The sequence below is a fragment of the Flavobacterium terrae genome (assembly GCF_900142035.1).
In the GTDB taxonomy this organism is placed as follows: domain Bacteria; phylum Bacteroidota; class Bacteroidia; order Flavobacteriales; family Flavobacteriaceae; genus Flavobacterium; species Flavobacterium terrae.
In genome coordinates, this window is the sequence record NZ_FQZI01000004.1 from 56,011 (window position 1) to 82,219 (window position 26,209).

The following is a 26,209-nucleotide window of genomic DNA, read 5'->3' on the forward strand; positions in this document are numbered from 1 at the left end:
TTGACTTTTTATTAATTTGGTTATTCGAAAAAATCTTCAACTTCTAATACTTCGCCAGCCTTTAAATCATGCAAAGTAACTGTTCCTACGCGAACTCTTACTAATCTCAAGGTAGGAAAGCCAACAGCCGCAGTCATTTTTCGCACTTGGCGGAATTTACCTTCGGTTAAGGTAAGCGCTACCCAACTTGTTGGTCCATGTCGTTCATCACGTATTCTTCTTCCCTCTCCAATGTAGTCTGGTAAGGATTCTATTTTATACGATTCACAAGGCTTTGTTGTATATCGAATTCCTTTGAAACCAATCTCGACGCCATTTTTTAATTTTTCAATAGCTTCATCGGTTATGATCCCGTCTACTTGAGCAAAATATTCTTTTTCAATTGTTTTACTTCTTACAATCTCGCTCATCATTCCATCTGTCGTAAGCAACAACAACCCCTCCGAATCTTCATCCAAGCGCCCAATTGCCATAGTTCCTTCGGGAAAATCGAATAATTCACCCAATTTCTTTTTAGGGCGCTTTTTTTCGTAAATAAATTGACTTAAATAACCGTGAGGTTTATGCAAAATAAAATGTCGATGCTTCATAATATTTCGCAAAAATAAGTTATTCTCTACGAAACATCAGTAATTTTGTTGTCCCTAAATATAAGATTATGGAAAAGCATTTTGAACTAAGTGACACAGAATTTACATTAGAATTCGAAAACTGCACATTAAATCCAGAACTCTTTACACATGAAGCTCATTTACGCCTAGCTTGGATTTATATTCAGAAATACGGCATTGAAAACGCAATCGAAGTCATTCGAAAACAAATTCAAGAATATGCTATTTCACTAGGAGCTTCAGAAAAATATCACGAAACAATTACAGTTGCCAGTATTAAAGCGGTATCTTTTTTTATTAAAAAATCGGAAAGTAAAACTTTTGAGTCTTTCATTAATGAAAACAAACAGCTAAAAACCAATTTTAAACAATTACTTGCTACACATTATACAACTGATATTTTTAATTCAGAAAGTGCTAAAAAAGATTTTCTGGAACCTGAATTAGACCCTTTTGAATGAATTATTGCTTACTTTCAGCAATCCATTTCTTTAATAACCCATTAATATCCGTTTTGGGATTTTTAAGGATATAAATCGTTGTACCGTTTTCGCGCGCTAATTTGTTTTCAATGGAGTCGTAAACGATAACCTTATTGAATCTTTTTTCTGCCATCTTTAGTAAATACTCTTTGTTTTTGGCTTCTTTAACCCAAACTAAAGTCGTTATTTTTTTCTCTAAAGGAAACCAGTTTACATAATCAGCATTAAACGAAACTGCTTTAACCGACTTGTTTTTAGCATAAAAATTAACGGCTCCAGTTTGCCCGTAATTATCACAAATTATCAGTGTATTTGAAGTATTACCAATTGTATTGAGCGCTTTGTCTGTTTTTTGGGCTAGTTCTTGCCAACCAAGCATATCGGCAAAATCCTGAGGCAAGTCATGATCTTCGCCATCTTCCCATTCTAACATACCTAGCCTTTGATAACGTTCTGGATTGTTCTTAATATACTCTGGACTCACATTGGGAAAAGCCAATTGATACATTGGAATAAATAAAAAAACAGGAATTAGAATAGCTACAGGACGAAGGTATTTTAACCATTTTCCTTGTAAAATTTTCTCTGTATAAACTGCACCAAAAGCTAATAAAATAGGATACAATCCAATGGTATAATAAGCTTTAGCCTTAAAGAAAACGAAGATTATCATTGTGAATAGAAATGACCAAAAGAAAACTCTATACTCTTTAAAAGCCTTATATCTCCAAAAAGAAATAAAACCAATAATCAACACAAAAAAGGCGCCTAAAAAAAATAGTATTTGTTCTTTTATAAAATCACCTAAATCAACATTTTCAAGTTGTGTCTCCTTAAGTTCTTTCATATGACCAATCACTGGAAAATCATTCTGAAACTGCCATATTAAATTAGGCAACACAATAAAAAATGCAATTGCAAGTGCATAATACAAATGCTTGTTTGTTAAAATTTTGCGATGCTTTGTCAACAAAATAGCTGGCAACAAACCCAACATTAAAAAGATAATATTGTACTTATTTAAAAAACCAAAAGCAAAAGTAATCCCAGCAATATAGAGCCATTTATTTTTCTCTGATACTATGTACTGAATTACTGTATAATAAAACAATGTCCATACTAAAATATCTAAACTATTAGGCTGAAACAATATGTTCATTCGTGTAATAACTGACAACAACACCGAAATGCTTCCTAAAACTAATGCGAAAAGATTTCCTTTTAGAGTTTCTATTGTTTTCCAAACTACAACAATTGTCAAAGCACCAAATAGAGCTGGAAAAAATTTTATCCAAAATACCGAGTTCCCCAAAAGATAAATCACATAAGATATCCAAGCTGAAAGTGGTGGCACAGAAACATAACCCCAATCTAAATGCTGTCCTTGATCTAAGTGCAAAAACTCATCGCGATGCAAACTATATTCCGAAGTAATCAAGTTGAACTGCAACCAAAATTTAAAAAGGACAAACAAAAACAGAATTAGATACTTCCAGTGAGCATTTAGTTTCATAGTAAGATTTTATTTACGCAATTTAGAGATTTTTACATTAACACTAAACAATAGGACTTTTACTAATACATTTTATTGTTTACTTTTACATAACAAAATCAAAATCGATGTCGGAAAACATTCTTATACTTGCCTCATTTATAATTGCACTAGCTATTGGAATTTTTATTGGAAAAGCACTTTTCTCAGCCAATTCAAAATCGGAAAAAGCTTCATTGGAAGAAAAGATCAATGGCTTATTGGCTCAAATAGAACAATTAAAACAACAATTCCTGACGGAGAGAAATCAATGGGAAAATCAATTGCGTCAAAGCACGACTGAAAAAGAATCTATTCGTACCGAAAAAGATGCTTTAGCCATTCAATTATCAAAGAAAGAAGTTGATTTTGATAATCTTCTAGAACGTAATAGAGAACAAAAACAAGAAGTGGAACAACTTCAAGAGAAATTCACTAAAGAATTCGAAAACTTAGCCAATAAAATCCTTGAGGAAAAAACAACAAAATTCACCGAGCAGAATAAAGAAAATTTAAAGACTATACTTTCTCCATTACAAGATAAAATTCAGCTTTTTGAGAAAAAAGTAGAAGATACTCACAAAGAAAGTATAGATTATCACGCGGCCTTGCGTCAACAAATTTTAGGTTTGAAAGAAATGAATGCTCAAATGAGCAAAGAAACCCTAAACTTAACGAAAGCATTAAAAGGCGATAGTAAAATGCAAGGAAATTGGGGTGAATTAGTTCTAGAACGAGTTTTAGAAAAATCTGGATTAGAAAAAGGACGTGAATATGAAGTACAGCAAAGTTTCACTACCGAAGAAGGTAATCGAGTTTTTCCAGATGTCGTGATCAATTTACCCGACGGAAAGAAAATGATTGTCGATTCGAAAGTAACTTTAACAGCATACGAACGCTATATTAACGAAGACGACGAAGAAACGAAAGCGCAATATCTTAAAGAACATGTTATCGCGATAAAACGCCATGTAGAACAGTTGGGCGACAAAAATTATCAGGATCTCTACCAAATAGAAAGCCCCGATTTTGTATTGTTGTTTATTCCAATGGAACCCGCATTTGCTTTGGCTTTAAATGAGGATACCACTTTATACAACAAAGCTTTCGAGAAGAATATCGTTATTGTAACACCATCAACATTATTAGCTACTCTACGTACAATAGATAGTATGTGGACCAACCAAAAACAACAAGAAAACGCTTATGAGATTGCTCGTCAAGCCGGAGCTTTGTATGATAAATTTGAAGGATTTGTTTCCGATTTGATTAAAATTGGAAAACGAATGGACGAAGCAAAATCAGAATACGGCAACGCCATGAACAAATTGGTAGAAGGAAAAGGGAATTTAATTACTAGCGTTGAAAAACTGAAGAAAATGGGAGCTAAAGCTAAAAAATCACTTCCTGAGAGTATCATTAGCAGAGCCGAAAACGAAACTAACACTTTATCTCAATAAATTATGTTACGAAAATTTATAATAATAACCATTCTTACTGTATTATTAGTAATCTCTGGCTATTTTGCTGTATTGTATTATGCAACTTTTAGTGAAGGCTATCGTTCGGGTGAATTGATAAAAATTAGTCACAAAGGAATGCTATTTAAAACTTGGGAAGGTGAATTAAGTCAAGGGGTTGCTGGAGCTCAAATATTTAAATTTTCTATTTTAGATAAAGATGAGAAAGTCATTCAGCAGATGAAGGATTTACAAGGAGAATATGTAAAAGTCACCTATGAAGAACGATACAAAACCTTTCCTTGGTGGGGAGATACTAAATATTTTGTAACAGAAGTTGTTAAAGAAGATTCTCCTTTTAAGGTTAAAATCAACAAGTAGTGAATACCCAATTCAAAAGCGTAAAATCGTCTAAAGTTGTCATCTCTGAATTGATGCTTCCTTCACACACTAATTTTAGTGGGAAAATTCATGGTGGTTATATTTTGTCGTTATTGGATCAAATAGCTTTTGCGTGTGCTTCAAAATTTTCAGGACATTATTGTGTTACCGCTTCGGTTGATACTGTTGATTTTTTGGCTCCAATTGAAGTAGGTGAATTAGTTACCATGCGAGCATCAGTAAATTATGTTGGAAAAACTTCTATGATTGTTGGTATTCGGGTAGAAGCTGAAAACATTCAAACTGGAAAAATAAAGCATTGTAATTCTTCTTATTTTACCATGGTTGCAAAAGATAAATCTGGGAATAATGCTCTTGTTCCTGGATTAATTTTATCGACTGATGATGACATCAGACGATTTTGGAATTGCATTAAAATGATTGCTATTAAAAAAGACAAGCAAAACCACGAAGAAACCTTTGATTATAAAAGTGAAGATTCACTATCAAAATTGAGCAAATACAATGTTCAACTAGAACGCATTTAACTTAAAAAAATGAAAAAAATACTTTATTTACTACTATTATCATTTTCTATTACTAATGCTCAAGAACCTAGGAAAAACCTAAAAGCAATAATCAAAACAGCTATTTACTGTGATCATTGCAAAGAGTGTGAAACTTGTGGAAAAAATTTTCAAGCAAACATGCTTAAAATAAAAGGTTTGAAAATGTATGAACTAGACGAAAAAAAGATGACAATTACAGTTTATTACAATTCTCAAAAAACAAATCTGCAAACAATAAAAACAGCTATATCTAAATTAGGTTATGATGCCGATGATATAAAAGCTGACGCGAAAGCTTATGAAAAATTAGATGGTTGCTGTAAAAAAGCCTAATTAAAACACTCTTACTAGATTAAACCCAAAAAAGATATCTCCTTTACCCCAATCGCCTGTTGCATTTGCTAAGAAACCAGCTTCATGCATAGCTTGAGCGTTGGTAAAATGCATTTGAAACACGTGACCCCCAGTCTCTATATCAACACCAAGTGACAATGGGTTTCTAAACGGTGACGTTGATGATCTATTTAAATGTGCTGCATAATCCATATTAATAGAGACACGTTTTGAAATTTTATAACGTCCCCCCATTCCTAATGAGAATTGACTGTTATCTTGGCCATCGTCTATTACAAAGTTTTCATGAAAATAAGATGGAGCTAGTTCTAAAGAAAGTTTATCATTAAATTTTCGAGAAATCAGAATTTGATTAACATACATCATTCTATCACTAAATTCCATTCTAGGATAATTCGACTCTTTCATTTGATTATTAAAACCAACACTATTGAAACCTACAAATGTAAATGGCAAACCATTTTCTCTCTGAGGAGCAATAAGATATTTTATCGAAAAATCATAAGCTTGCTCACTTCTTCCTGCCCCAATAGAAACTTTTGACCCTAAACCATAAATAAACTTGATTTGAGTTACTGCATTATCTAGCCCAAAGAAACCTTCGAAGCCATCTTTTACAGATCCAAATCTATGAGCTACAACAAAGTAAAGTTCTTTTTTTCCGAGAAGTTTAGTAGATTCTAAATTTACTATTTTTTGCGCCTTAAAAGCTGCTAAAACTTCGGTATTTGAATCTTTAGAATCTATTTGAGATAATAAATCATCTTGAGAAAAAACAGTAAACCTTACAAAGAGTAATGTTATCAATAAAAATAAATATTTTTTTTTCATTTTATCTAAGAAATTTCTATCAAATTTAATATAAAATTACTATTTTTAAAACAATTTAATAGTTATTTTAATTTATCTTTAAAATAAAACAAATGAAAGAAATAAGATTTATTTTAATCCTTTGCACTACTTTTTTTTGTAGTTGCAGCAATGAAAGCAGTAATGATTTAGTAAATCCAATTCCTGAAAAAGTAAGCTATTCGAGAGATGTAAAACCTATAACTGATTCTAACTGCATTCCCTGCCACAACAATCCTCCTCTTAATGGAGCACCTATGTCATTGTTAACAAAATTACAAGTTCAAGATGCTATAGTGAACAGAGGGTTATTAGACAGAATCTCAAGAGACCAAGGAGCACCTGGAATGATGCCAAATGGTGGCATTAGATTACCACAAAACAGTATTGATATCATAAAAAAATGGCAAGCTGATGGTTTTTTGGAATAATTATTGAAATTAATCTGTTAAAAATTTGAACTATGAAACATTTATTAGCCCTAGCTTTAGCAATTTTGGCATTCAATAACACTGTAGCTCAAGAAAAAGTTTTAACCAAGTCTGGAGTTACTACTTTTGAAGCCTCAGTACCGTCTTTTGAAGAGGTAAAAGCAACGAATAAACTCTCTGGATGTATTTTAAATACTAAAACTGGTGAAATTGTTGGGTTATTGATGATGAAAAATTTCAAATTTAAATCAGCCTTAATGGAAGAACATTTCAATGAAAATTATATGGAAAGTGACAAATATCCAAAAGGTGTATTTAAAGGAAAAATTCAAAATTTCAATATTGAAAACCTAACTTCAAACAATCAAGATTTCACAATCAACGGTAGTATGGAAATACATGGAAAATCTAAAGACATAACAATTACTGTTAAAATTTCGAAAAAAGAAAATTCAATTTTTTTAAGTTCTAATTTTAATTTAAACACCGATGATTTTGGCATTGAACTACCAATTCTAGTAAGAAGTAAAGTTGCTAAAAAAGTAAACGTACAAATTGATTATTCTCTTAAATAATTAAAAATTTATTTTTTGATAAGCATTTAGCTTACTCAGATCAAGAACCGTCACGGTATCATCTTCATCATCAAACATCTGAACAAACTTTGCTCCATAAATTACTTCCGAAAACATATATGAGGATTTAATTGCAACAGTATTGCTATACATCTCATCAAAAGCTTTTATAAAAACAATTATCTCCCCTTCATTTTTTTTAAAATCATCTTCTGTAAATCCATACAAAGGGCTATCTTCAGTAATTGGATGAACAATTGTCCAACTTAAAGTCAAAGTATTAATTTTGTCGTATTCTATATCTAAATTGAAAAATTTATTTACTTCAACCCCATTTTCTTTTACAGTCATTCCTAGATTTACCTTTGCTTCTGCATCAATCAAACTGGTATTTTTATGAGGTGTTATCCTCAACATTAAAGCCTTAACTCCTTGAAAAGGAGCAATAACTGCATTTTCAGAAAACATAATATGCGCTTTAGGCTTACTAAATCTACCATAAAACAAACCTGTTGCTATGGCAAATGTTAACAAACCAAACAAAGCCTCTACCGAAGCTGTAAAACTTGCCAAAAAGCCAACTGGACTTATATGTCCGTAACCAACTGTGGTGAATGTTTGTGTACTAAAAAAAAATGCTTGCCCAAAATCTTCAATAAAACTATTCGGTTTGATCCCCTGTAGATACTGTACCCCAATCAAAGTATAAATACAAGCAAAAGCAAAATTTACTAAAAGATAGAAAACAAAAATTATGGTTATAAATTTAAATCCTGAAATATTTAGCATTGTGTGATACCAACTAATTCTTTCAAAAAAAGGTAGGCCAATTTTTTTTACATTTGCACTTCCGTCTTTATTAATGAACCTACCGCCATAATTTGAAGCGTTAGTTCCAAAACCAGTTTGCTTGTTTGAATTTTTCTTACCTCTGTTCTTTAATACTGACATGAGTTTATAATTATAATTGTAAATTTATAAATTTTAATATTTAACCCAACATCTTAATTTATGAGAGCCACAAAGTTATTTAATGAATTTTTTGAAAATGAAAAAGCTAGCGGCATAACTTTATTAATCTGCACTTTATTATCAATACTATTAGCTAATTCTTCTATAAGTGAAACATACACTCATTTCTGGCATTCAAAAATTGGAAGTTTTTCCATAGAACACATTATCAATGATGGTTTAATGACGATCTTTTTCTTATTAATTGGTCTTGAACTCGAGAGAGAAGTTTATATAGGAGAATTATCAAATTTAAAAAATGCACTTCTTCCGATTTCTGCTGCGTTAGGTGGCATGATTATTCCAGCACTAATTTATTTTGCATTTACAAACGGCACTCTTTACCATAGCGGAATAGGCATACCAATGGCTACAGATATAGCTTTTGCAATTGGAATACTTTCACTTTTAGGCAATAAAGTTCCAACCTCATTAAAAGTTTTTTTAACAGCGCTAGCAGTAATTGACGATTTAGGCGCCATACTTATTATTGCTATTTTCTATTCAAAACAAATCGATATAACTTACTTATTGCTTTCATTAGGAGTATTTTCTATTTTGCTTGTTATGAATAGATTAAAAGTATACAAACTTTTACCTTATCTAATTGGAGGAGTTTTAATGTGGTATTTCATGCTTAATTCAGGAGTGCATGCAACAATTACAGGAGTTTTACTAGCCTTTGCCATTCCATTCGAAAATGGTGAAGAAAAATCGATCTCATATCAACTTCAACATTGGCTTCACAAACCAGTTTCCTTTCTTATATTGCCTATTTTTGCTTTAGCTAATACTGCAATTGTTTTGTCATTTAGTGATTCAAACTCATTATTTCCAATTTACGCCTACGCTATTATTTTTGGCTTAGTTGTTGGCAAACCACTTGGAATCTTTATATTCTCATATCTTTCAGTTCATTTTAAATTTTCTAAACTACCATCAGATCTAAACTGGTCTAAAATAGTGGGTGTTGGAATTTTAGGAGGAATAGGTTTTACAATGTCAATTTTCATAACTTTATTAGCTTTTACCGATCAATCAGTTATAAATAATGCTAAGTTTCATATCATTTTAGCATCCTTAACAGCAGGCCTTTTAGGATTAATTGTACTTAAAAATATTTTAAAAGAAAAAGTGGTTGAAACTGAAGAAATTTAAAAAGGATCTATAAACTCTTTTACATTTGTTGGCTTAATTCTTTAAAAATGAAAAGATTATTCATACTTATATTAGTACTAAACAGCATACTATTAAATGCTCGTTTTCAAAATGCTACCATTCTTTTTAATGATGGTCATTCAGAAACTGGACTTGTAAAATCTTTCTTAGAACAAAGAACAATATCAGCAGGGTTCTCAAGTAATCTAGAACATGAATTAAATCTAGATGATAAGATTATAAAATTCAAACTATCTAATGATGCTGAAGTAAAAGATTTATCAATAGATGACATTAAACAAATAACAATTTCATACGAGAATAATTACTCCATAACTTACAGGGTGCTATATCTAAAAGAGCTAGATAAAAAAGGTGATTTTAAAGAAAAATCTCGAAAAGTTTTTCTTCCATTGTTAAAAGAAGGAAAAATCAACATTTATGGATTAAGATATTCTACACAAACTGGCTCTGGTTCTGGCCCATACACTGGAGAGGTGTTTTATTATCAGAATGCTAAAGAAGATTACGCTATAAACTACTTTAACATGGGATTTTCTGCAATGTTTAACATCCAAGAAAGAACATTAAATCCATTTAGAATATTATTCAAAGATTGTCCAAGTGCATTGAAGGAAATTGACAATTTTCAAAACAAATGGAAAAATGCAAGCAAAGAAGAACGCAAAGCAAAAAAAGAAGAAGAAAAAAAACTAATGAAAGAATATGGCGAATTAGATAAAAATCAAAGAAAAGACTTGCTTAATGTTCACCATTATCAGTTTAATGATTTTGAAAAACTTATTAGTTCCTACGAAAATTGTAATTAAAACAAAAAGCTCTGATTTTTTTCAGAGCTTTTTGTTTTATATTATAGACTTTCGACGCACTTGATAGCACATTTTTCACCATCAATCGCTGCCGAAATAATTCCTCCTGCATAACCAGCACCTTCTCCACATGGATACAATCCTTTAATTTGTAAATGTTCTAGCGTAAAGTTATCTCTTGGTATTCTTACTGGCGAAGAAGTCCTGCTTTCTGGTGCATGCAAAATAGCTTCATTAGTAAAATAACCTTTCATCGATTTTCCAAACTCTTGAAACCCTTGACGCATAATTTGCGTCAAAAATCCAGGAAAAACTTGGCCTAACTCTACAGATGTAGTTCCTGGCACATAAGAAGTTTTAGGGATATCAGTAGAAACTTTATTTTGAGAAAAATCAATCATTCTTTGTGCAGGCACTTTTTGAGTTTTCCCAGCTAAATGCCAAGCCTTTTGTTCAATCGCTTTTTGGAATTCCATCCCTGCAAGAGCACCAAACTTAGCAAACGGCTTAAAATCTTCAAGTTTTAACTCAACTACAATACCTGAATTAGCCGTAACTTGATCTCTTTTTGATGGAGACCACCCATTTGTAACCACTTCTCCAGGACTAGTTGCACATGGAGCAATAACACCACCAGGGCACATACAAAAAGAATACATTCCTCTTCCATTAACTTGTTTTACTATCGAATAAGGAGCTGGTGGTAAATATTCACCTCTAAAATCACATGAGTATTGTATACTATCTATTAAACTTTGAGGATGTTCTGCCCGAACTCCTAAAGCAAAAGGCTTAGCTTCAATTAAAATTTTCTTTTTATCTAATAGTTCAAAAATATCACGAGCAGAATGACCTGTTGCTAAAATTATTTTTTTTGCTTCAATTACATCTCCATTTTGAGTTATTATACCTTGAACTTCGTTTGACTTTACTATAATATCTGTAACACGTGTTTCAAAAAGCACTTTCCCTCCAAACTCAATAATCTTGTCGCGAATATCTTGAATAATTTGAGGCAGTTTATTGGTACCAATATGAGGATGAGCTTCTACCAAAATTTCTGGTGTAGCTCCAAAAGCAACTAATAACTTTAAAATTCGATCAACATCACCACGTTTTTTAGATCTAGTATATAATTTTCCATCAGAATAAGTACCTGCACCACCTTCCCCAAAACAATAGTTAGAATCCTCATTTACAATATGGTCTCTATTGATAGCTTTTAAATCACGTCTTCTCCCTCTAACATCTTTACCTCTTTCAATAACAATAGGTTTTACACCAAGTTCAATTAACTGTAAAGCAGCAAATAAACCTGCAGGACCAGCACCAACAACAATTACTTCTTGTGCATTAGATACATTTTTATACTCTGGAAGTTCTATTTTATCTTCAGCAATAACATCTCCTTGAAAATAAACAGTCGCTTTAACATTTATTTTTATACTTTTTTGTCTGGCGTCAATGGAACGCTTGAGCACAGAAACATGTTGTATTTCAGCTAAAGGAGTCTGAACTAATTTAGAAATATGTTCTTTTAACAGCAATTCATTTGCTGCAATCTCTGGAGAAACCTGTATTTGAAGTTCTTTAGGCATTATTTAAATCAAACTGCAAAAATAAAACAATTTTATTCAATTCTGCTTCTTAACAGATTTCTTATTCACCAAACAATATTCCAGAAACATTCCATGAGCTAAAACTATTTCCTTCAACTGCCCCTTGGGGAATTGTTATTTTAATTTTATGATTTCCTGCTTTTAAATCTCCTAATTCGATATAAATAGGATTAGTTACCGTTCCCGGACACCAATTTGATCTACTGTAATCTGATGAAGATAGTCCGTTAATAAAGTTACCTGATGCTGGATTATACAATCTATAAGTACCACAATCTTGCCTCCAAGGCGTAAAGTAAAAAACTTGTACATCATCTAAATAAATTGTATTTTTTTTAGGAAGGTATTCATCTCCATTTTCCCATCCACCATGACCAGTAGTTATATAGCGTAACTTCGCATTTTTAATATCTTTAGCAAGAGTAAAAGACACTTCTAATCCTTTATTAGAATTAAATAAAGTTCCATATTCTTGTCCAGCCATTTCCAAAACATTTGTAGTGTTAAACAATGAAAATAAGCTTTGAACGATGTTCTGAGAAGACCCATCCGCTTTGTGATAACTTAAATTTAATGAAATTTTATGCCCACCTTTATCATAATTGCCAATAAAAACGCCCACATACACCTCCTTTTCAGAAAAAGGCATTAAAACATCAGTAACTTCTTGTCTATAATAAACTTGATCTTCCCATTCCTTATCTTTTAATTGTATATGATTATACTGATGTATACCAAAAGGAGTAAAGAAACGCATCAATTCAATTAAAGGTTCATAGTTATCATTTGCTACTATCCCTTGATATTTTTTACCATTTCCATTTTCATAAGCAGGAACATTAGCAATACCTTTTTGAAGTGCTTCGAGAAAAGTCTTTTTATTTCCATTTTTAGACTCTATCAAAAAAACCGAACCTGTTCTATCATATGCATCTCCATTAGATTTTTCTGTTAAGTCAATAAATGACAATGAAGAATTTATTTTTGGAAGTTTAATTTTTTTAAGAATAACGGTTCCGTTTGCAAAACGAAAAATACTATCATTTGACTTTGAGTCTGACGAAAAATTAATCACCTCATCTTTAAAAATAGAAGTTGTTAAAAAACGACTTTTCCACAATAAGTCTTTATAAGACAATAAATCATACTCTTTATTTTTTTTCTCTTTTGAGTATTGAGAAACCTTCTTTTTCGTTTTTTTTATTTCAGATGCTGTAATTTCATAATTACCATTTCTTGTCATCTGAAGAACCAAACCAAGATTTGCCCCAATAATTGTTGGTGCACCTTTTACTTCTAATTCATTGGTATACCACAACTCTATTGTATTTGAATTGATAATAATTTTTGCTTTTTTACAAGTATACCCAAGAATTTTTTTTGTTTCATTCAATAACTCAAAACTTTGTTTTGGTAATGATAAACTATCTACAGTAAAAATCTTTTTCGTTTCATTTAATTGTGCAAACTGAATAATCTTATTTTCATCATTAATAACTTCTGTTATTTCGAATGGAAAATTAGCCTTATTGCTTTCAATATTTTGAGTCGTTATTAGAAAAAAATTAGATTGAACATAAACCTGAATTATGTCATCATTTAAGACTTCTTTGCCATTAGATTTTTTCTGATAATTAATTTGATATGTTTTACTCTGAGAAGTAACTAGAAATGGAAAAAACAAAACAATGATTATATATCTGACGTCCATAAACTTTATAATTTAACACAAATATATTTTAATAAATCTACAATCTTAAATAAACTAATACTGAATAATTAAATCTCATTTAAAAGAAATGAGCCCGATAAAATCAGGCTTATTATTATAAAATAATATATCACAATCTTAAAAATTCTACCTACTAATCTTTTATAAATTTATAATTCACTACTTGATTATTCATTATTACTTTGACAAAATAAACACCACTTTGCAAATCAGACACAGGAATAGTTGTTAATGATTGAGTTGAATTAATTGATTTAGCTCGAGATCCATTAGAGTTATAGATTTCTATTAACATTACATTTTCTGTTGTTTTATTTAAAATATTCAACATACTAGTTGCTGGATTTGGATACATTAAAATAGCATTATCATCTATTCTTACTTGAGAAACACCAAGAGTTACAGCTTGATCTAGATAATCTGGAATATTATTAAAATTTGTATCGTCATTTACAGGATTTCCATCATGATTATAATCTTCTAAAAAAGTAAGCGAACCGTCACCATCATCATCATTGTCTAAATAATTAGGAATTCCGTCATTATCAGTATCTAATAATGCTGAAACATTTTTACCAAATACATACTCGATATTGGTTAACACTAAATCACCATCATCATCATTATCCAAGTAATTAGGTATACCGTCAAAATCAGTATCATCATTAGCCAAATTAGTATCATTATTTACATCTTCAGTTGAAGAACTCACTCCGTCATTATCAGCATCAACATTACAATCAAAAACACTTAATGTTACTGTTTTTATAATTCCATTTTCCTTAGCATAAATAATTTGAGGATTTGAATTGTTTGTATATGCAGTTTGATTAGTTATAGAGTTAGTATCTGCCTGAGCATCAGTCAAAGTAGAATAAAAAATTACACTTGATGGATTTGCAGGCACTAAATCATTAGCCGCTACTGACAAATTAAATACTTGATAACCATCTGTATCATCATCACAACGCACAAAAGAATAATTAGGATAATAGCCTGCTCTATAAAAACGCCATGCTTCATTATTAGCTGTCCAACTACCTGTATTTCTGCCTGGAGCTGCTAATGCATTTGCTCCATCTTTGACAATACCCATTACTCCTCTACCGCTATTCCAACCTAAACAAGGCTGACGCTCAATCAATTGAACATCAATAGTATTAGCTGTTTCACTCAAAATCATTTGAAAAGAAGAAATCGCAATGGTGTTGCAGGAAAAATGAGGCTGATCATTAAAATAAACCACAAATTTTCTATAAGGAGCTGTTCCGTAAACCCCATATGTTATTGATCCCGTCCCAGAATTATTATACAAATCTTCAAAACAACCTAAAATAGAATTCGTTACTGGAAAAGAAGCATTCGGTATTTGCTGAGAAAAACTCCATGGTGAAACTCCTCCTGCAGAAGTTGTAGTAAAATTGATAAACCCATTAGTACTAACTATCATTTGATTATAGGTCACACCATAAAAATCAAAACTAAATGGTAACGGAATAATATTTGAATACATATCATCCAACGCATTCAAAGGCGTCAAAGAACCTATAAATGGTTGAAATGGAATTGGTGCAACACTATAATTGTTTTGTGCTTTTCCTTTAAAAACTAATAAAGAAAATATTATGAAAAGAATGTATTTTTGTTTCATGCTAAAAAAGTATAATTTTAACAAATATAAATTATTTTTTGATTGCAAATTTTATGAAAAAAATAAAACTAATTTGGGATTTTAGAGGCCCTGCAGCTCCAAAAACGGCGGAACATCATGAAATTCATTTAAAGGAATATATTACTATTGAAAAATTGCCTATAAATATTACTGGATTTGAAGTTATAAGTGACATGCATGCCATCGCTTGGATGGTTGTAAATGATAATTACATGATTCAGGTTAGAGATGCTTTAAAACCTCATCGGGGCGAAATTTATGAATAAAAAAGAGGAAGTTTTGACTTCCTCTTTTTTTAATTTGCTACTTCGCTTATAAATTTTATTCGCATTAAGCGTAATTCCTCAGTATCGTATTCTCCATCAAATTCATCAAGAGCATCTTGAATTTTATCCGACTGTGACTCCATAAAATAATCGTGAATTTCTTCTTGTTGATCTTCATCTAGAATATCATCTACCCAGTATTTAATATTCAGTTTTGTTCCTGAATATACAATTTGCTCCATTTCTTTAAGCAAAGCATCCATATCCAATCCTTTTGCTTTAGCGATGTCTTCTAAAGGCAACTTACGATCAATATTTTGGATTATATAAAGCTTTAATGCTGAATTTGCACCCGTAGATTTAACCACTAAATCATCAGGTCTCATAATATCATTATCTTCTACATATCTAGCAATTAAAGCAACAAATTCTTTTCCATATTTCTTCGCTTTTCCTTCACCAACGCCTTGTACATTACTCATTTCTTCTATAGAAACAGGATATTTTAAAGCCATGTCTTCAAGTGAAAATTCTTGAAAAACAACATAGGGAGGGACGCCTTCCTTTTTAGCAACTTTCTTTCTTAAATCAATCAGCATAGACATCAAAGCTTCATCTGCCACTCCAGAAGATTTCGAAGCGGTCACAATAGTTTCGTCTTCACTCTCACTATACTCATGGTCTTCAGCCATCATGAATGAACTAGGATTTTTGATGAAATCTAAACCTTTATCAGTTACTTTAAGTATACCGTAAGACTCAATATCTTTAGAAATTAATCCGTCAACAAGAGCCAAACGTAAAACAGCCATCCAATAACGTTCGTCGTGGTCCTTTCCTATTCCGAAGAATTTTTGTGCGTCAGTTTTGTGCGCTTTTATAACTGCATTTACTTTACCAATAAGTGTAAATACAATTTCTTTTGATTTGTAAATGCTCTTAGTTTCTTTTATCACTTCAAGTAGTTTTACTACTTGATCTTTTGCTTCTACTTGTGGTTTAGGGTTACGAACATTATCATCCATATCACCTCCGTCACCTGTTTCATTATCAAACTCTTCACCAAAATAATGCAATAAAAATTTACGTCTTGACATCGAAGTCTCTGCATAAGCAACAACTTCCTGAAGTAAAGCAAAACCAACTTCCTGCTCTGCCACAGGCTTCCCTGCCATAAATTTCTCTAGTTTCTCAACATCTTTATAGGAATAGTAGGCTAAACAATGTCCCTCTCCACCATCACGACCAGCACGACCAGTTTCTTGATAATAACTTTCTAATGATTTAGGAATATCGTGATGAATTACAAAACGTACATCGGGTTTATCGATACCCATACCAAACGCAATTGTAGCAACAACAACATCAACGTCTTCCATTAAAAACATATCTTGGTGTTTGGCTCTTGTTTTTGCATCAAGACCAGCATGATATGGAACTGCCGAAATACCATTTACTTGTAATACCTGAGCAATTTCTTCAACCTTTTTTCTACTCAAACAATAAATAACTCCTGATTTTCCTTTGTGCTGCTTAATAAACCTAATAATATCACCTTCAACATTTTTGGTCTTGGTTCGTACTTCATAAAATAAATTAGGTCGATTAAATGATGCTTTAAAAGTATTAGCATCAGGCATATCAAGATTTTTCAAGATATCTTCTTGAACCTTTGGAGTAGCAGTAGCGGTTAAACCTATAATAGGAATATCACCTAATGCTTTAATTATATTTCTTAAATTACGGTACTCTGGTCTAAAATCATGTCCCCATTCTGAAATACAGTGAGCTTCATCAATAGCAACAAAAGAAATTTTTTCTTTCTTTAAGAATTCAACATACTCTTCTTTTGTAAGTGACTCAGGAGCTACATAAAGTAATTTTGTAAGACCATTTGATATGTCTTTTTTTACTTGTGCAATTTCTGTTTTGTTCAGTGAAGAATTTAAAACATGCGCTATACCAAACTCCGAACCTAAACTTCTTAATCCATCAACCTGATTTTTCATTAAAGCAATCAAAGGAGAAACTACAATCGCTGTTCCTTCCTTAATTAAAGCGGGTAATTGATAACACAATGACTTGCCTCCACCAGTAGGCATTATTACGAAAGTGTTTTTTCCTGAAACTATGCTTCGAACTACTTGTTCTTGCAATCCTTTAAATTGGTCGAACCCAAAATATTTTTTTAGCTCCTTATGTAAATCAATTTCGTTAGAACTCATCCTATAATAACAGTATTTTTATAAATTTGCACATATAAAGATACAAATTTCTTTTTCACACACAAATTTAAAACTATTCTGTTTTGATAACAAAAGAAAATATTCTGGCTAGTGCCAAAAACACCATTTTATCCCAAAGTGACTCTATAGCAAAGCTAATCAATTACTTATCTGAAGATTTTGCAAAATCTGTAGAAGTAATTTACAAAAGTAAAGGTAGATTAGTCGTAACTGGGATAGGAAAAAGCGCCATCATTGCTCAAAAAATGGTAGCAACTTTTAACTCAACTGGAACACCAAGTATGTTTTTACATGCTGCAGAAGCCATTCATGGCGATTTAGGAATGATTCAACCAGATGATGTAGTAATTTGTATTTCTAAAAGTGGAAACAGTCCTGAAATTAAAGTTTTAGTTCCTCTTTTAAAACGATATGGCAATCCATTAATTGGAATTACAGCTAATCTTACTTCATTTTTAGGAAAAGAGTCTGATTTAGTTTTAAATGCTTATGTAGAAAAAGAATCTTGTCCAAATAATTTAGCCCCTACAAACAGCACAACAGCTCAACTGGTTTTAGGAGATGCATTAGCTATTTGCTTAATGGAAATGAGAGATTTCAAAAGCGAAGATTTTGCTAAATACCATCCAGGTGGTGCTTTAGGAAAAAAACTTTTACTAAGAGTTACTGACATGCTTGACAGAACTCACAAACCGATGGTAAGTAGCAGTTCGTCTATTAAAGATGTTATTGTGGAAATATCCGAAAAACGTTTAGGAGTTACCGCTGTAATAGAAGACAAAAAATTAGTTGGAATCATTACTGATGGCGACATTAGAAGAATGCTTAATAAAACAGAAACCATTTCTGGATTAATTGCAAAAGACATTATGACTATAAATCCTAAAACTGTCCAGTTAGACAGCATGGTCATCGATGCTTTTAATACAATGGAGGATTTTTCTATAACTCAACTTGTAGTTTTTGACAAGGAGGAGTATGTGGGCATTATACACATTCATGATATTTTAAAAGAAGGGATTATATAAAATGGCAAAGAAAAGTTTAAGCGAAATGTCCTTTTTAGACCATCTAGAAGAATTAAGATGGTTATTAGTAAGAAGCTCTTTTGTAATTGTAGCATTAGCAATTGCAGTATTTTTTATTTCTGATTTTATCTTTGACGATATTATTTTTGGCCCTACAAGAGTTGATTTTATAACTTACAGGTTTTTTTGCGATGCTTCTCATTATTTAGGCTTCGCTGAAACCATTTGTATTGAAGAACTTCCATTCACCATACAGAATACAAGTATGGAAGGTCAAGTAAATGTTTTTGTTTGGACTTGTATAACAGCAGGTTTTATATTAGGTTTTCCTTACCTTTTATGGGAAGTTTGGAAGTTTATTAGTCCTGCTTTGTATGAAAGCGAAAGAAAATATGCCAGGGTATTTGTGATAACCGCTTCATTACTTTTTTTCATAGGAGTCCTTTTTGGATATTATGTAATTGTACCAATGTCTGTAAATTTCGTTGCTACATTTTCCGTAAGTAGTGTTGTAAAAAACGAATTCAATTTAGAATCGTACATCAGTATGATTAAAACCTCAGTAATTGCAGGTGGTTTATTTTTCGAATTACCAATTATAATTTATTTATTGACAAAAATTGGAATAGTAACACCTACATTTTTACAAAATACAAGAAAGTATGCTGTTGTTATTGTTTTAATTATTGCAGCAATTGTGACTCCTCCTGATGTAGTAAGTCAAATCACTGTAGCAGTACCAATGCTTTTGATATATGAAATAAGTATCCTAATCTCGAAATTAGTAGTAAAAAAGAAAGAAAAAAATGAGCAACTTAGTACAAGAGTTTAACGATTATCGTTCTAAAATGAACGAAAAATTATTGGCTGATGACAATAAAGTCATCAAACGTATTTTTAATTTAGACACTAACACCTACGCTGAAGGAGCTTTAGATGTTAAAACAAAAGAATTATTAGGATTAGTAGCATCGGCAGTATTACGTTGTGACGATTGTATTAAGTATCATTTAGAAACTTGCTACAAGTTAGGCATCAATAGAAAAGAAATGATGGAAGCAATGAGTGTTGCTACATTAGTAGGTGGAACAATCGTAATCCCTCATTTAAGAAGGGCTTACGAATTCTGGGAAGCTTTAGAAGAAACTAAATAATTGTTAATGTGTTTATTTGGTTATTTGGTTATTTCCTAATTTTGTGAATATCAAATCAACGAATAAACGAATAACCAAAATCACATACATGATATTAAGAGCAGATAATTTAATCAAAACCTACAAAAAAAGAACGGTTGTAAAAGGGATTTCGGTAGAAGTAAACCAAGGAGAAATTGTTGGTTTATTGGGCCCAAATGGAGCAGGAAAAACAACTTCTTTTTATATGATTGTGGGATTGGTAAAACCAAATTCAGGTAACATCTATCTTGATGACATGAATATTACGGATTTTCCAATGTACAAACGCGCTCAAAACGGAATTGGTTATCTTGCTCAAGAAGCTTCTGTTTTTAGAAAAATGACTATCGAGGAAAACATTTTGAGCGTGCTTCAGTTAACAAACTTGAGTAAGCAAGAACAAGAAGCTAAAATGGAAGCTTTGATTGATGAGTTTTCATTAGGTCATATTCGTACCAATAGAGGTGATTTACTTTCAGGTGGTGAACGTCGTCGTACTGAAATTGCTCGCTGTTTGGCAACAGACCCTAAATTCATCTTACTTGACGAACCTTTTGCAGGAGTTGACCCTGTTGCTGTAGAAGATATTCAGCGTATTGTAGCTAAACTTAAAAACAAGAACATCGGGATTTTAATTACTGACCACAACGTACAAGAAACTCTTGCCATCACTGATAAAACCTACTTAATGTTTGAAGGCGGAATCCTTAAAGCCGGAGTTCCTGAAGAATTAGTGGAAGATGAAATGGTACGCCGTGTATATCTTGGTCAAAACTTCGAATTAAGAAGAACTAAGATTGAGTTTTAATGGATTTTTGCAAAAGACATTTTGAAGAATTAGCAATAATTTCATTTTACACTTTTATGTATTTGCTCTATTGTTGCTTTTTACCATCCGATAATGAACAAGGTGGATGCAATTTTGCATTACCTATGTTCTTTTTATTTTACTGGTTTAGCAGAATTCTTTTAACTCTTTTTTTTATTGTTAAAGCCCATCGAACAAATTTCAAATATGAATATTATTTTTTAGCAATTCTAACAAACATAATACCCTATCTATTTTAATGCAACCTACGAAAGAACAAATCGAAAAATGGCACAACGACCCTAAAAATTGGAAATGGGGAGGAATTTATTACAATCCTGAAGACCCAAGAGGATGGGTTAATAAAAGAATTGAATGGATGGGTTGGACCGTAAATTTTGCTAATAAAAAAGGCATTGGAATTTTTGCTGGCCTAACAATTATTATCATTCTAATGATGGTATTTTTACCAAAAGAACACTAAAACAATAAAAAAGAGGGCACACAATAGCGCCCTCTTTTTTATTATTCTTCAAAATCAATGTTTGCGGGTTTTTCCAACATTTTCTTTTCTGTAGTATCTTCAGAGATATCTCCTAATATTTCAAAAGAAACTCTATCAAAATAAACTTCCCCTGTCCCATTTAACAATACACCATAGTTTAATGTTTTACTATCTTTTGGAACATTTAAGATAATTTCGCATTTTACCCAATCATTATCACCTTTCAGACTTCGATTAAACATGTTATCAAAACTTAACGTTTTACGTTTACCTTGATCAGTAACTCCATCAACTCTCAGCCACATTCCAGACCAATTTTTAACATTTTCAGTCTTTACGTAACCTGTCATTTTAATTCTTTTACCCAAATAAAATCTAGATTCACAAGTTTGCATCAATGTGCCAAAACCCTCAATATTATCCTCAATAGACATTATGTATGCACATTTTTTTCCTGTTTTACTTTTAGAGCTATTAAGTACTGTTTCATAACTCTTCGGCTTACTACCTGTTTTAAACCATCCATTAACATTTTGCGCTTGACTTTCACTTCTTGTCAAAAAAACTGTAGCAACAATTAAGACAATAGACAATACTGATAATTTTTTCATTGTGTTTTTCTTTAAATTAAATAAATCTTTTACCCAATTTGTATTTGACGACATCTTTTCATTTACAATTGGAAAATTTGAATTATAAAAATCATATTCTAAAACAGAGAAAATAGATTTTACAGTAAAACTACGAGGAGTCACTTCAGCCAATTCAATTCGCTGAATAGTACGTAAACTTACATTACATTTATCTGCAAGTTCATTTTGTGTTAATCCTTTTGAAAGTCTTAACTCTAAAATTTTTTTCCCTAATTCTGGTTGATTCATAATTCAAATTTGTACTGCAAGAATAATAACTTCTAAAAAACACCCCAAAACTTTACCATTAATTAGCTATGACATTCTTACGCCATTTAAAAAATAAATTGATTTACAGATGATTAAAAAACTATTTCAGTAACAATTCTTTCATTTCGACAGAAGTTCCATTGTAGATATTTACATCTACTGGACCTTTTATTCCAGGTACACAACCGTTTTCTGTAAGTTGCCAGATAGACCATTCGTCATCTATATCTTTATAAAAAGCGGTGTAGTTTGCAATCCAAAAAGGATATTCCTCAAAATCATCCTTTAAAAAATCCTCGTAATAACTTTCGCTACTATAAATAATAGGCTTAACACCATAATGTGCTTCAACTTTCTCAAGCCATCTCTTCAACCCTATTTTTAAACGTTCAATTGATTGTGTTTTAGGTAACTTTTCAATATCAAGGACTGGCGGAAAATCTCCTTCAACTAGAGTAACCTGTTTAATAAAATTATCTGCTTGTTCAATAGAATTTTCATTGGGACGATAATAATGATAGGCTCCACAAACAAATCCTTTTTCTTTGGCTTTCTTCCAATATTTTTTGAACTTTTTATCGGCTCTTTCATTTCCTATAGAAGCACGAACAAACACATACTCTATTGGATAACCGCCATCTATTTCTTTAACCTTATCCCAATTAATTTTATCCTGATATTCAGATATGTCTATTCCAAATGATTTCTCAATATGAGCATCAAGTACTTTATTTACAGTTACTTCTCGTGGTTCAAAGAAGATTTTATCTGTTTTAAAACCTAAATAATATGCTAAAACATCACGCTGACTGTAAATCACGACAATTAAACTGAATACCAAAATCAGTTTAAAAAAAGTAGAACTAGAAAAAAAAGAGGGTTTCTTAGCTGTAGTCTTACCACCTTTTTTAGCTGGTGGTCTTTTAACAGCAACTTTTTTTACAGGCATAGATTACTTTTCCTTTTTAACAAATACATTATTGATTACCGATAATAAAACATAAAAGAGAATAATCAACGGAACGCCTAAATATTTAAAAACTAAAAGAAATACAATCGAAACAGCTAAAAAGAAAATTTGTAAAGCATTTTTCTGAAATGAAAAGTTTTTGATTTTAAGCGAAAACAAAGGGATTTCTGCATTCATTACATATGCACTTAAAATTGTAATTACCAAAAGAACCTTAATAGATTGTAATGACTCCGATACAAAATCAATTCCTGAGTACTCAATCACAAGAGGTAAGCTCAAAATAAACAAAGCATTTGCTGGAGTTGGCAATCCTATAAAAGAATCTGTTTGACGAGTATCTATGTTGAAATTAGCCAATCTAAAACAAGCACCAAGTGTAATTATAAATCCTAAAAAAGGAATTATCATCACAGAATTATCCCAAGAATTTACATCTATAACTTTATCAGCTCCAAAAGAATTTAACATAAGTTGAAACATCACAAAGCCTGGCACTACTCCGCTCGTTACCATATCAGCTAATGAATCTAATTGTAACCCTAATTCACTCTGCACCTTAAACATTCTAGCAAAAAAACCATCAAAAAAATCAAAAAATATCCCCAAACTCACGAATAAGAATGTTAATTCAAACTGTTTTTGAAACGCAAAAACTAATGCAATACAACCACAAAAAAGATTAAGTAATGTTATAATGTTGGGAATGTGCTTTTTAATATCCATTAGTACTATTAAGTTTATATGTAAGAAAGCAAATTTAACACAATAACTTTATATAGAACAGAGTTTAATATATCAGATTTTTATTTAATCTTTGCTGAAACTATTTTCCTCTTGAAAAAACTAGTCTTATTTGCATTTTTAATGACCTTCTCGATGGTCCATTCACAAACTATACGAAAGTATTCTAATGAATTCATGAATATAGGAGTAGATGCACGTGCCTTTGGTATGTCTAATGCCATGGTTGCTCACAGTGGCGATGTAAATTCTGGATACTGGAATCCTACTGGTTTATTAAAAATTGAAGATAGTGAAGCTGCTTTAATGCATGCCAGTTACTTTGCAAATATTGCTCAGTATGATTATGCTGGTTTTGCTAAAAAAATTGATGACAGAAGTGCTTGGGGTGCTCATATTATTCGTTTTGGGGTAGATGACATCCTAAATACAACCCAACTTATAGATTCTAACGGCAATATTGATTATAATCGAATCAGTTTGTTTTCTACTGCCGATTATGGTGTAACTTTTTCATACGCAAGAGAACTTCCAATTCAAGGATTTCAATATGGTGTTAATGCTAAAGTTATTCGAAGAATTATTGGAGATTTTGCTAGTTCTTGGGGATTTGGATTTGATATTGGATTACAATTTCAAAAAAACGATTGGCAATTTGGACTAATGATTCGCGATGTAACAACAACTTACAACATTTGGAACATTAACGAAGAAGAATTCCAAAAAATTAAAGATGCTCAAACTCAAAGTCCACTACAAAATCAAGACTTACCAGAAAATAGCGAAATAACATTACCTAAAGCTCAACTGGGTGCGGCAAGAAAATTTGATTTTCACAATGACATGAGTCTTTTAGCGTCTGCTAATTTGAATATGCAATTCCAACAAACCAATGATATCATTTCTACAAGTTTTGTAAGTATCTCCCCTGCTGTAGGATTCGAATTTGGGTATAATAATTTGGCTTTTGCTAGAGCTGGCGTTGGAAATTTTCAAAATACATTACAAATCAGCGGATCAGAAAAAGTAAGCTTTCAACCTAATATAGGTTTAGGATTTCATTACAAAGGCATTTCGGTTGATTATGCATTAACCGATTTAGGAAACCAAGCTTCGGCTTTATATTCAAATGTATTCTCACTAAAAGTAGATTTATCCATTTTTAGATAAAATTAATCATGAAAAAACAGTTACTGCATTTTATTATTTTACTGAACAGTATTATTGCTTTTTCACAATTTAACCCCATAACTCCCGAAACAAAAATCAGCATTCTTACCGTTGATGTTGCTAACGAATCACATACACTATATGGTCATACAGCCATTAGAATCAAGGATGTAAAAAACAATTTTGATTACGTATGGAATTATGGTATGTTCGATTTTAGAACTGAAAATTTTATATTAAAATTCGTTAAAGGGGATCTTCAATATTATGCAGCAGCTTATCCTTATGCTGATTTTGAATATAGTTACCAACAAGAGAACAGAAGCATTTACGAGCAATTCTTAAATATTTCACTATCTGAAAAGCAAGAACTGTTTGAAAAGCTTAATAAATCTATTTTTTCTGAAGATAAATTTTACACTTACAAATTTATTGATCGAAATTGCACTACCAAAGTACTTGATGTCGTAAATGAGGTATTACAAAACAAACCTATAAAAAACACTTTACACAAAAACGAAAGCTATCGTGATGTTTTATTTCCTTACCAAGAAAAACAGTATTGGTTAAATTTAGGAATCAACATTATTTTTGGTCATCGTCCTGACGAACAAGCCAAGGTTTTGTTTTTACCTTTAGATTTGATGAAAGTTTTAGAAAAAACTTCATATCAAAGAAAGCCATTAGTAGGAAAAATTGAGACATTATTCCAAGCTTCTCCAGAAGAAAATGAATTTGATTTTTGGAACAGCTCTTATGCTTTAATCGTTTTCCTTCTTCCGTTTGCAATTTTAAATAAAAAGGCAACAAATATTCTATTTTTGAGCGTTTTTGGACTTATTGGATTATTTTTCTGTTTGGTTGGACTTTATTCCTTACATCGTGAAGTACTTTGGAACTATAATGTTTTATTATTTAATCCTTTGTTTTTAATTTTAGCTTATTCGTTAGTCAAAAACAACTTAAAAGCTATCAAAAAAGTAAGTCTTATCTGTTTGATTTGTTTAGGAGCTTATGTGTTGTATATGATTAATAAGGCACATCTTATAATGATTTTACCAATCTTGTTCACTTCAACAATAATTTTATTGAGATTATATTTTAAAACGAAAACTAATAAAGAATAAAGC

At 31.3% G+C, this 26,209-nt stretch carries 28 protein-coding genes; 17 read left to right on the plus strand and 11 right to left on the minus strand.

Annotation, left to right across the window (positions count from 1 at the left end; all coding sequences use genetic code 11):
* Positions 1 to 20 precede the first annotated feature (20 nt).
* Positions 21 to 590 (minus strand): pseudouridine synthase, encoded by a 570-nt coding sequence (locus BUC09_RS10775; RefSeq protein ID WP_073311479.1) that lies wholly within the window; start codon positions 588 to 590, stop codon positions 21 to 23.
* 68 nt (positions 591 to 658) lie between these two features.
* On the opposite strand from BUC09_RS10775, the gene BUC09_RS10780 reads away from it, so the two are divergent.
* On the plus strand, positions 659 to 1,072 hold the full coding sequence (locus BUC09_RS10780; RefSeq protein ID WP_073311481.1) for a hypothetical protein: 414 nt from the start codon (positions 659 to 661) through the stop codon (positions 1,070 to 1,072).
* Between the two features lies 1 nt (position 1,073).
* Here BUC09_RS10780 and BUC09_RS10785 read toward each other — a convergent pair whose 3' ends face one another.
* The gene (locus BUC09_RS10785) at positions 1,074 to 2,606 is read right to left on the minus strand and encodes a glycosyltransferase family 39 protein (protein ID WP_073311484.1); all 1,533 of its coding nucleotides are present in this window, start codon (positions 2,604 to 2,606) and stop codon (positions 1,074 to 1,076) included.
* A gap of 107 nt (positions 2,607 to 2,713) precedes the next feature.
* Between BUC09_RS10785 and rmuC the strand changes: the two genes are divergently transcribed.
* The 4 genes from rmuC to BUC09_RS10805 are packed head-to-tail and all read left to right on the plus strand — an operon-like array spanning position 2,714 to position 5,367.
* On the plus strand, positions 2,714 to 4,084 hold the full coding sequence (gene rmuC / locus BUC09_RS10790) for a DNA recombination protein RmuC (protein ID WP_073311487.1): 1,371 nt from the start codon (positions 2,714 to 2,716) through the stop codon (positions 4,082 to 4,084).
* Positions 4,085 to 4,087: 3 nt separating this feature from the next.
* Positions 4,088 to 4,465, plus strand: a complete 378-nt coding sequence (locus BUC09_RS10795) for a 6-phosphogluconate dehydrogenase (RefSeq protein ID WP_073311490.1) — start codon at positions 4,088 to 4,090, stop codon at positions 4,463 to 4,465.
* Positions 4,465 to 5,013, plus strand: coding sequence for an acyl-CoA thioesterase (locus tag BUC09_RS10800; RefSeq protein ID WP_073311493.1), 549 nt, complete (start codon positions 4,465 to 4,467; stop codon positions 5,011 to 5,013). Before BUC09_RS10795 ends, BUC09_RS10800 begins: the two co-directional genes overlap by 1 nt.
* Positions 5,014 to 5,022: 9 nt before the next feature.
* Entirely contained in the window at positions 5,023 to 5,367 is a 345-nt protein-coding gene (locus BUC09_RS10805; protein WP_073311496.1) for a cation transporter, read from the plus strand.
* Here BUC09_RS10805 and BUC09_RS10810 read toward each other — a convergent pair whose 3' ends face one another.
* Positions 5,368 to 6,219: a DUF5777 family beta-barrel protein gene (locus tag BUC09_RS10810; RefSeq protein WP_073311499.1), complete on the minus strand. Its 852-nt coding sequence runs from the start codon at positions 6,217 to 6,219 to the stop codon at positions 5,368 to 5,370.
* Positions 6,220 to 6,311: 92 nt separating this feature from the next.
* On the opposite strand from BUC09_RS10810, the gene BUC09_RS10815 reads away from it, so the two are divergent.
* Positions 6,312 to 6,668: a hypothetical protein gene (locus BUC09_RS10815; protein WP_073311502.1), complete on the plus strand. Its 357-nt coding sequence runs from the start codon at positions 6,312 to 6,314 to the stop codon at positions 6,666 to 6,668.
* Positions 6,669 to 6,700: 32 nt separating this feature from the next.
* Entirely contained in the window at positions 6,701 to 7,243 is a 543-nt protein-coding gene (locus BUC09_RS10820) for a YceI family protein (protein ID WP_073311506.1), read from the plus strand.
* On the opposite strand, the gene BUC09_RS10825 is transcribed toward BUC09_RS10820, so the two are convergent.
* Positions 7,244 to 8,194, minus strand: a complete 951-nt coding sequence (locus tag BUC09_RS10825; protein WP_073311509.1) for an ion channel — start codon at positions 8,192 to 8,194, stop codon at positions 7,244 to 7,246. It lies immediately after the preceding gene.
* A 60-nt stretch (positions 8,195 to 8,254) separates the two neighbouring features.
* On the opposite strand from BUC09_RS10825, the gene nhaA reads away from it, so the two are divergent.
* A complete protein-coding gene (gene nhaA, locus BUC09_RS10830; RefSeq protein WP_073311512.1) occupies positions 8,255 to 9,412 on the plus strand; it encodes a Na+/H+ antiporter NhaA in 1,158 nt (385 codons plus the stop codon).
* 47 nt (positions 9,413 to 9,459) lie between these two features.
* Positions 9,460 to 10,242 (plus strand): hypothetical protein, encoded by a 783-nt coding sequence (locus BUC09_RS10835; protein WP_073311515.1) that lies wholly within the window; start codon positions 9,460 to 9,462, stop codon positions 10,240 to 10,242.
* A gap of 41 nt (positions 10,243 to 10,283) precedes the next feature.
* Here the strand turns inward: BUC09_RS10835 and BUC09_RS10840 are convergent, their stop codons facing one another.
* The 3 genes from BUC09_RS10840 to BUC09_RS10850 form a co-directional block, all read right to left on the minus strand.
* Positions 10,284 to 11,840, minus strand: a complete 1,557-nt coding sequence (locus BUC09_RS10840) for an NAD(P)/FAD-dependent oxidoreductase (protein WP_073311518.1) — start codon at positions 11,838 to 11,840, stop codon at positions 10,284 to 10,286.
* Positions 11,841 to 11,901: 61 nt separating this feature from the next.
* Positions 11,902 to 13,572, minus strand: a complete 1,671-nt coding sequence (locus BUC09_RS10845; protein WP_073311521.1) for a GLPGLI family protein — start codon at positions 13,570 to 13,572, stop codon at positions 11,902 to 11,904.
* Between the two features lie 154 nt (positions 13,573 to 13,726).
* Positions 13,727 to 15,244, minus strand: coding sequence for a T9SS type A sorting domain-containing protein (locus BUC09_RS10850; RefSeq protein WP_073311525.1), 1,518 nt, complete (start codon positions 15,242 to 15,244; stop codon positions 13,727 to 13,729).
* A 53-nt stretch (positions 15,245 to 15,297) separates the two neighbouring features.
* Between BUC09_RS10850 and BUC09_RS10855 the strand changes: the two genes are divergently transcribed.
* Entirely contained in the window at positions 15,298 to 15,531 is a 234-nt protein-coding gene (locus tag BUC09_RS10855) for a hypothetical protein (protein WP_073311528.1), read from the plus strand.
* A 29-nt stretch (positions 15,532 to 15,560) separates the two neighbouring features.
* Here the strand turns inward: BUC09_RS10855 and recQ are convergent, their stop codons facing one another.
* Entirely contained in the window at positions 15,561 to 17,756 is a 2,196-nt protein-coding gene (recQ, locus tag BUC09_RS10860; RefSeq protein WP_073311531.1) for a DNA helicase RecQ, read from the minus strand.
* A gap of 83 nt (positions 17,757 to 17,839) precedes the next feature.
* Here recQ and BUC09_RS10865 point away from each other — a divergent pair, with 83 nt between their 5' ends.
* From BUC09_RS10865 to BUC09_RS10885, 5 genes are all read left to right on the plus strand, one after another.
* The gene (locus BUC09_RS10865) at positions 17,840 to 18,805 is read left to right on the plus strand and encodes a KpsF/GutQ family sugar-phosphate isomerase (RefSeq protein WP_073311534.1); all 966 of its coding nucleotides are present in this window, start codon (positions 17,840 to 17,842) and stop codon (positions 18,803 to 18,805) included.
* A 1-nt stretch (position 18,806) separates the two neighbouring features.
* The gene (gene tatC / locus BUC09_RS10870) at positions 18,807 to 19,637 is read left to right on the plus strand and encodes a twin-arginine translocase subunit TatC (protein WP_073311537.1); all 831 of its coding nucleotides are present in this window, start codon (positions 18,807 to 18,809) and stop codon (positions 19,635 to 19,637) included.
* Positions 19,612 to 19,959, plus strand: a complete 348-nt coding sequence (locus tag BUC09_RS10875) for a carboxymuconolactone decarboxylase family protein (protein ID WP_073311540.1) — start codon at positions 19,612 to 19,614, stop codon at positions 19,957 to 19,959. The genes tatC and BUC09_RS10875 overlap by 26 nt, the downstream gene beginning before the upstream one ends.
* Positions 19,960 to 20,047: 88 nt before the next feature.
* Positions 20,048 to 20,788, plus strand: coding sequence for an LPS export ABC transporter ATP-binding protein (lptB, locus tag BUC09_RS10880; protein WP_073311813.1), 741 nt, complete (start codon positions 20,048 to 20,050; stop codon positions 20,786 to 20,788).
* A 259-nt stretch (positions 20,789 to 21,047) separates the two neighbouring features.
* Positions 21,048 to 21,272 carry a DUF5808 domain-containing protein gene (locus BUC09_RS10885; protein WP_073311550.1) on the plus strand — a complete coding sequence of 75 codons (225 nt, stop codon included), beginning with the start codon at positions 21,048 to 21,050 and terminating at the stop codon, positions 21,270 to 21,272.
* Positions 21,273 to 21,313: 41 nt separating this feature from the next.
* Here BUC09_RS10885 and BUC09_RS10890 read toward each other — a convergent pair whose 3' ends face one another.
* From BUC09_RS10890 to BUC09_RS10900, 3 genes are all read right to left on the minus strand, one after another.
* Positions 21,314 to 22,174: a helix-turn-helix domain-containing protein gene (locus BUC09_RS10890; RefSeq protein WP_073311553.1), complete on the minus strand. Its 861-nt coding sequence runs from the start codon at positions 22,172 to 22,174 to the stop codon at positions 21,314 to 21,316.
* A gap of 121 nt (positions 22,175 to 22,295) precedes the next feature.
* Positions 22,296 to 23,144 carry a glycoside hydrolase family 25 protein gene (locus tag BUC09_RS10895; RefSeq protein ID WP_073311556.1) on the minus strand — a complete coding sequence of 283 codons (849 nt, stop codon included), beginning with the start codon at positions 23,142 to 23,144 and terminating at the stop codon, positions 22,296 to 22,298.
* A gap of 3 nt (positions 23,145 to 23,147) precedes the next feature.
* Positions 23,148 to 23,891 (minus strand): CDP-alcohol phosphatidyltransferase family protein, encoded by a 744-nt coding sequence (locus tag BUC09_RS10900; protein WP_073311558.1) that lies wholly within the window; start codon positions 23,889 to 23,891, stop codon positions 23,148 to 23,150.
* Positions 23,892 to 24,002: 111 nt separating this feature from the next.
* On the opposite strand from BUC09_RS10900, the gene BUC09_RS10905 reads away from it, so the two are divergent.
* The gene (locus BUC09_RS10905) at positions 24,003 to 25,079 is read left to right on the plus strand and encodes a putative type IX sorting system protein PorV2 (RefSeq protein WP_143161912.1); all 1,077 of its coding nucleotides are present in this window, start codon (positions 24,003 to 24,005) and stop codon (positions 25,077 to 25,079) included.
* Positions 25,080 to 25,087: 8 nt separating this feature from the next.
* Complete coding sequence (locus tag BUC09_RS10910) at positions 25,088 to 26,206, plus strand: lipoprotein N-acyltransferase Lnb domain-containing protein (RefSeq protein WP_073311561.1); 1,119 nt, start codon at positions 25,088 to 25,090, stop codon at positions 26,204 to 26,206.
* The last annotated feature ends 3 nt before the right edge of the window (positions 26,207 to 26,209 follow it).

Bases quoted from the DNA above. Each gene is read 5' to 3' on its own strand.
- BUC09_RS10805 (WP_073311496.1), top strand. From the start codon at position 5,023: ATGAAAAAAATACTTTATTTACTACTATTATCATTTTCTATTACTAAT.
- BUC09_RS10910 (WP_073311561.1), top strand. From the start codon at position 25,088: ATGAAAAAACAGTTACTGCATTTTATTATTTTACTGAACAGTATTATT.
- BUC09_RS10875 (WP_073311540.1), top strand. From the start codon at position 19,612: ATGAGCAACTTAGTACAAGAGTTTAACGATTATCGTTCTAAAATGAAC.
- BUC09_RS10780 (WP_073311481.1), top strand. From the start codon at position 659: ATGGAAAAGCATTTTGAACTAAGTGACACAGAATTTACATTAGAATTC.
- BUC09_RS10840 (WP_073311518.1), bottom strand. From the start codon at position 11,840: ATGCCTAAAGAACTTCAAATACAGGTTTCTCCAGAGATTGCAGCAAAT.
- tatC (WP_073311537.1), top strand. From the start codon at position 18,807: ATGGCAAAGAAAAGTTTAAGCGAAATGTCCTTTTTAGACCATCTAGAA.
- BUC09_RS10855 (WP_073311528.1), top strand. From the start codon at position 15,298: ATGAAAAAAATAAAACTAATTTGGGATTTTAGAGGCCCTGCAGCTCCA.
- BUC09_RS10815 (WP_073311502.1), top strand. From the start codon at position 6,312: ATGAAAGAAATAAGATTTATTTTAATCCTTTGCACTACTTTTTTTTGT.
- BUC09_RS10890 (WP_073311553.1), bottom strand. From the start codon at position 22,174: ATGAATCAACCAGAATTAGGGAAAAAAATTTTAGAGTTAAGACTTTCA.
- BUC09_RS10885 (WP_073311550.1), top strand. From the start codon at position 21,048: ATGCAACCTACGAAAGAACAAATCGAAAAATGGCACAACGACCCTAAA.
- BUC09_RS10900 (WP_073311558.1), bottom strand. From the start codon at position 23,891: ATGGATATTAAAAAGCACATTCCCAACATTATAACATTACTTAATCTT.
- BUC09_RS10785 (WP_073311484.1), bottom strand. From the start codon at position 2,606: ATGAAACTAAATGCTCACTGGAAGTATCTAATTCTGTTTTTGTTTGTC.
- BUC09_RS10820 (WP_073311506.1), top strand. From the start codon at position 6,701: ATGAAACATTTATTAGCCCTAGCTTTAGCAATTTTGGCATTCAATAAC.
- BUC09_RS10835 (WP_073311515.1), top strand. From the start codon at position 9,460: ATGAAAAGATTATTCATACTTATATTAGTACTAAACAGCATACTATTA.
- BUC09_RS10845 (WP_073311521.1), bottom strand. From the start codon at position 13,572: ATGGACGTCAGATATATAATCATTGTTTTGTTTTTTCCATTTCTAGTT.
- recQ (WP_073311531.1), bottom strand. From the start codon at position 17,756: ATGAGTTCTAACGAAATTGATTTACATAAGGAGCTAAAAAAATATTTT.
- BUC09_RS10810 (WP_073311499.1), bottom strand. From the start codon at position 6,219: ATGAAAAAAAAATATTTATTTTTATTGATAACATTACTCTTTGTAAGG.
- BUC09_RS10825 (WP_073311509.1), bottom strand. From the start codon at position 8,194: ATGTCAGTATTAAAGAACAGAGGTAAGAAAAATTCAAACAAGCAAACT.
- lptB (WP_073311813.1), top strand. From the start codon at position 20,048: ATGATATTAAGAGCAGATAATTTAATCAAAACCTACAAAAAAAGAACG.
- rmuC (WP_073311487.1), top strand. From the start codon at position 2,714: ATGTCGGAAAACATTCTTATACTTGCCTCATTTATAATTGCACTAGCT.
- nhaA (WP_073311512.1), top strand. From the start codon at position 8,255: ATGAGAGCCACAAAGTTATTTAATGAATTTTTTGAAAATGAAAAAGCT.
- BUC09_RS10795 (WP_073311490.1), top strand. From the start codon at position 4,088: ATGTTACGAAAATTTATAATAATAACCATTCTTACTGTATTATTAGTA.
- BUC09_RS10850 (WP_073311525.1), bottom strand. From the start codon at position 15,244: ATGAAACAAAAATACATTCTTTTCATAATATTTTCTTTATTAGTTTTT.
- BUC09_RS10895 (WP_073311556.1), bottom strand. From the start codon at position 23,144: ATGCCTGTAAAAAAAGTTGCTGTTAAAAGACCACCAGCTAAAAAAGGT.
- BUC09_RS10775 (WP_073311479.1), bottom strand. From the start codon at position 590: ATGAAGCATCGACATTTTATTTTGCATAAACCTCACGGTTATTTAAGT.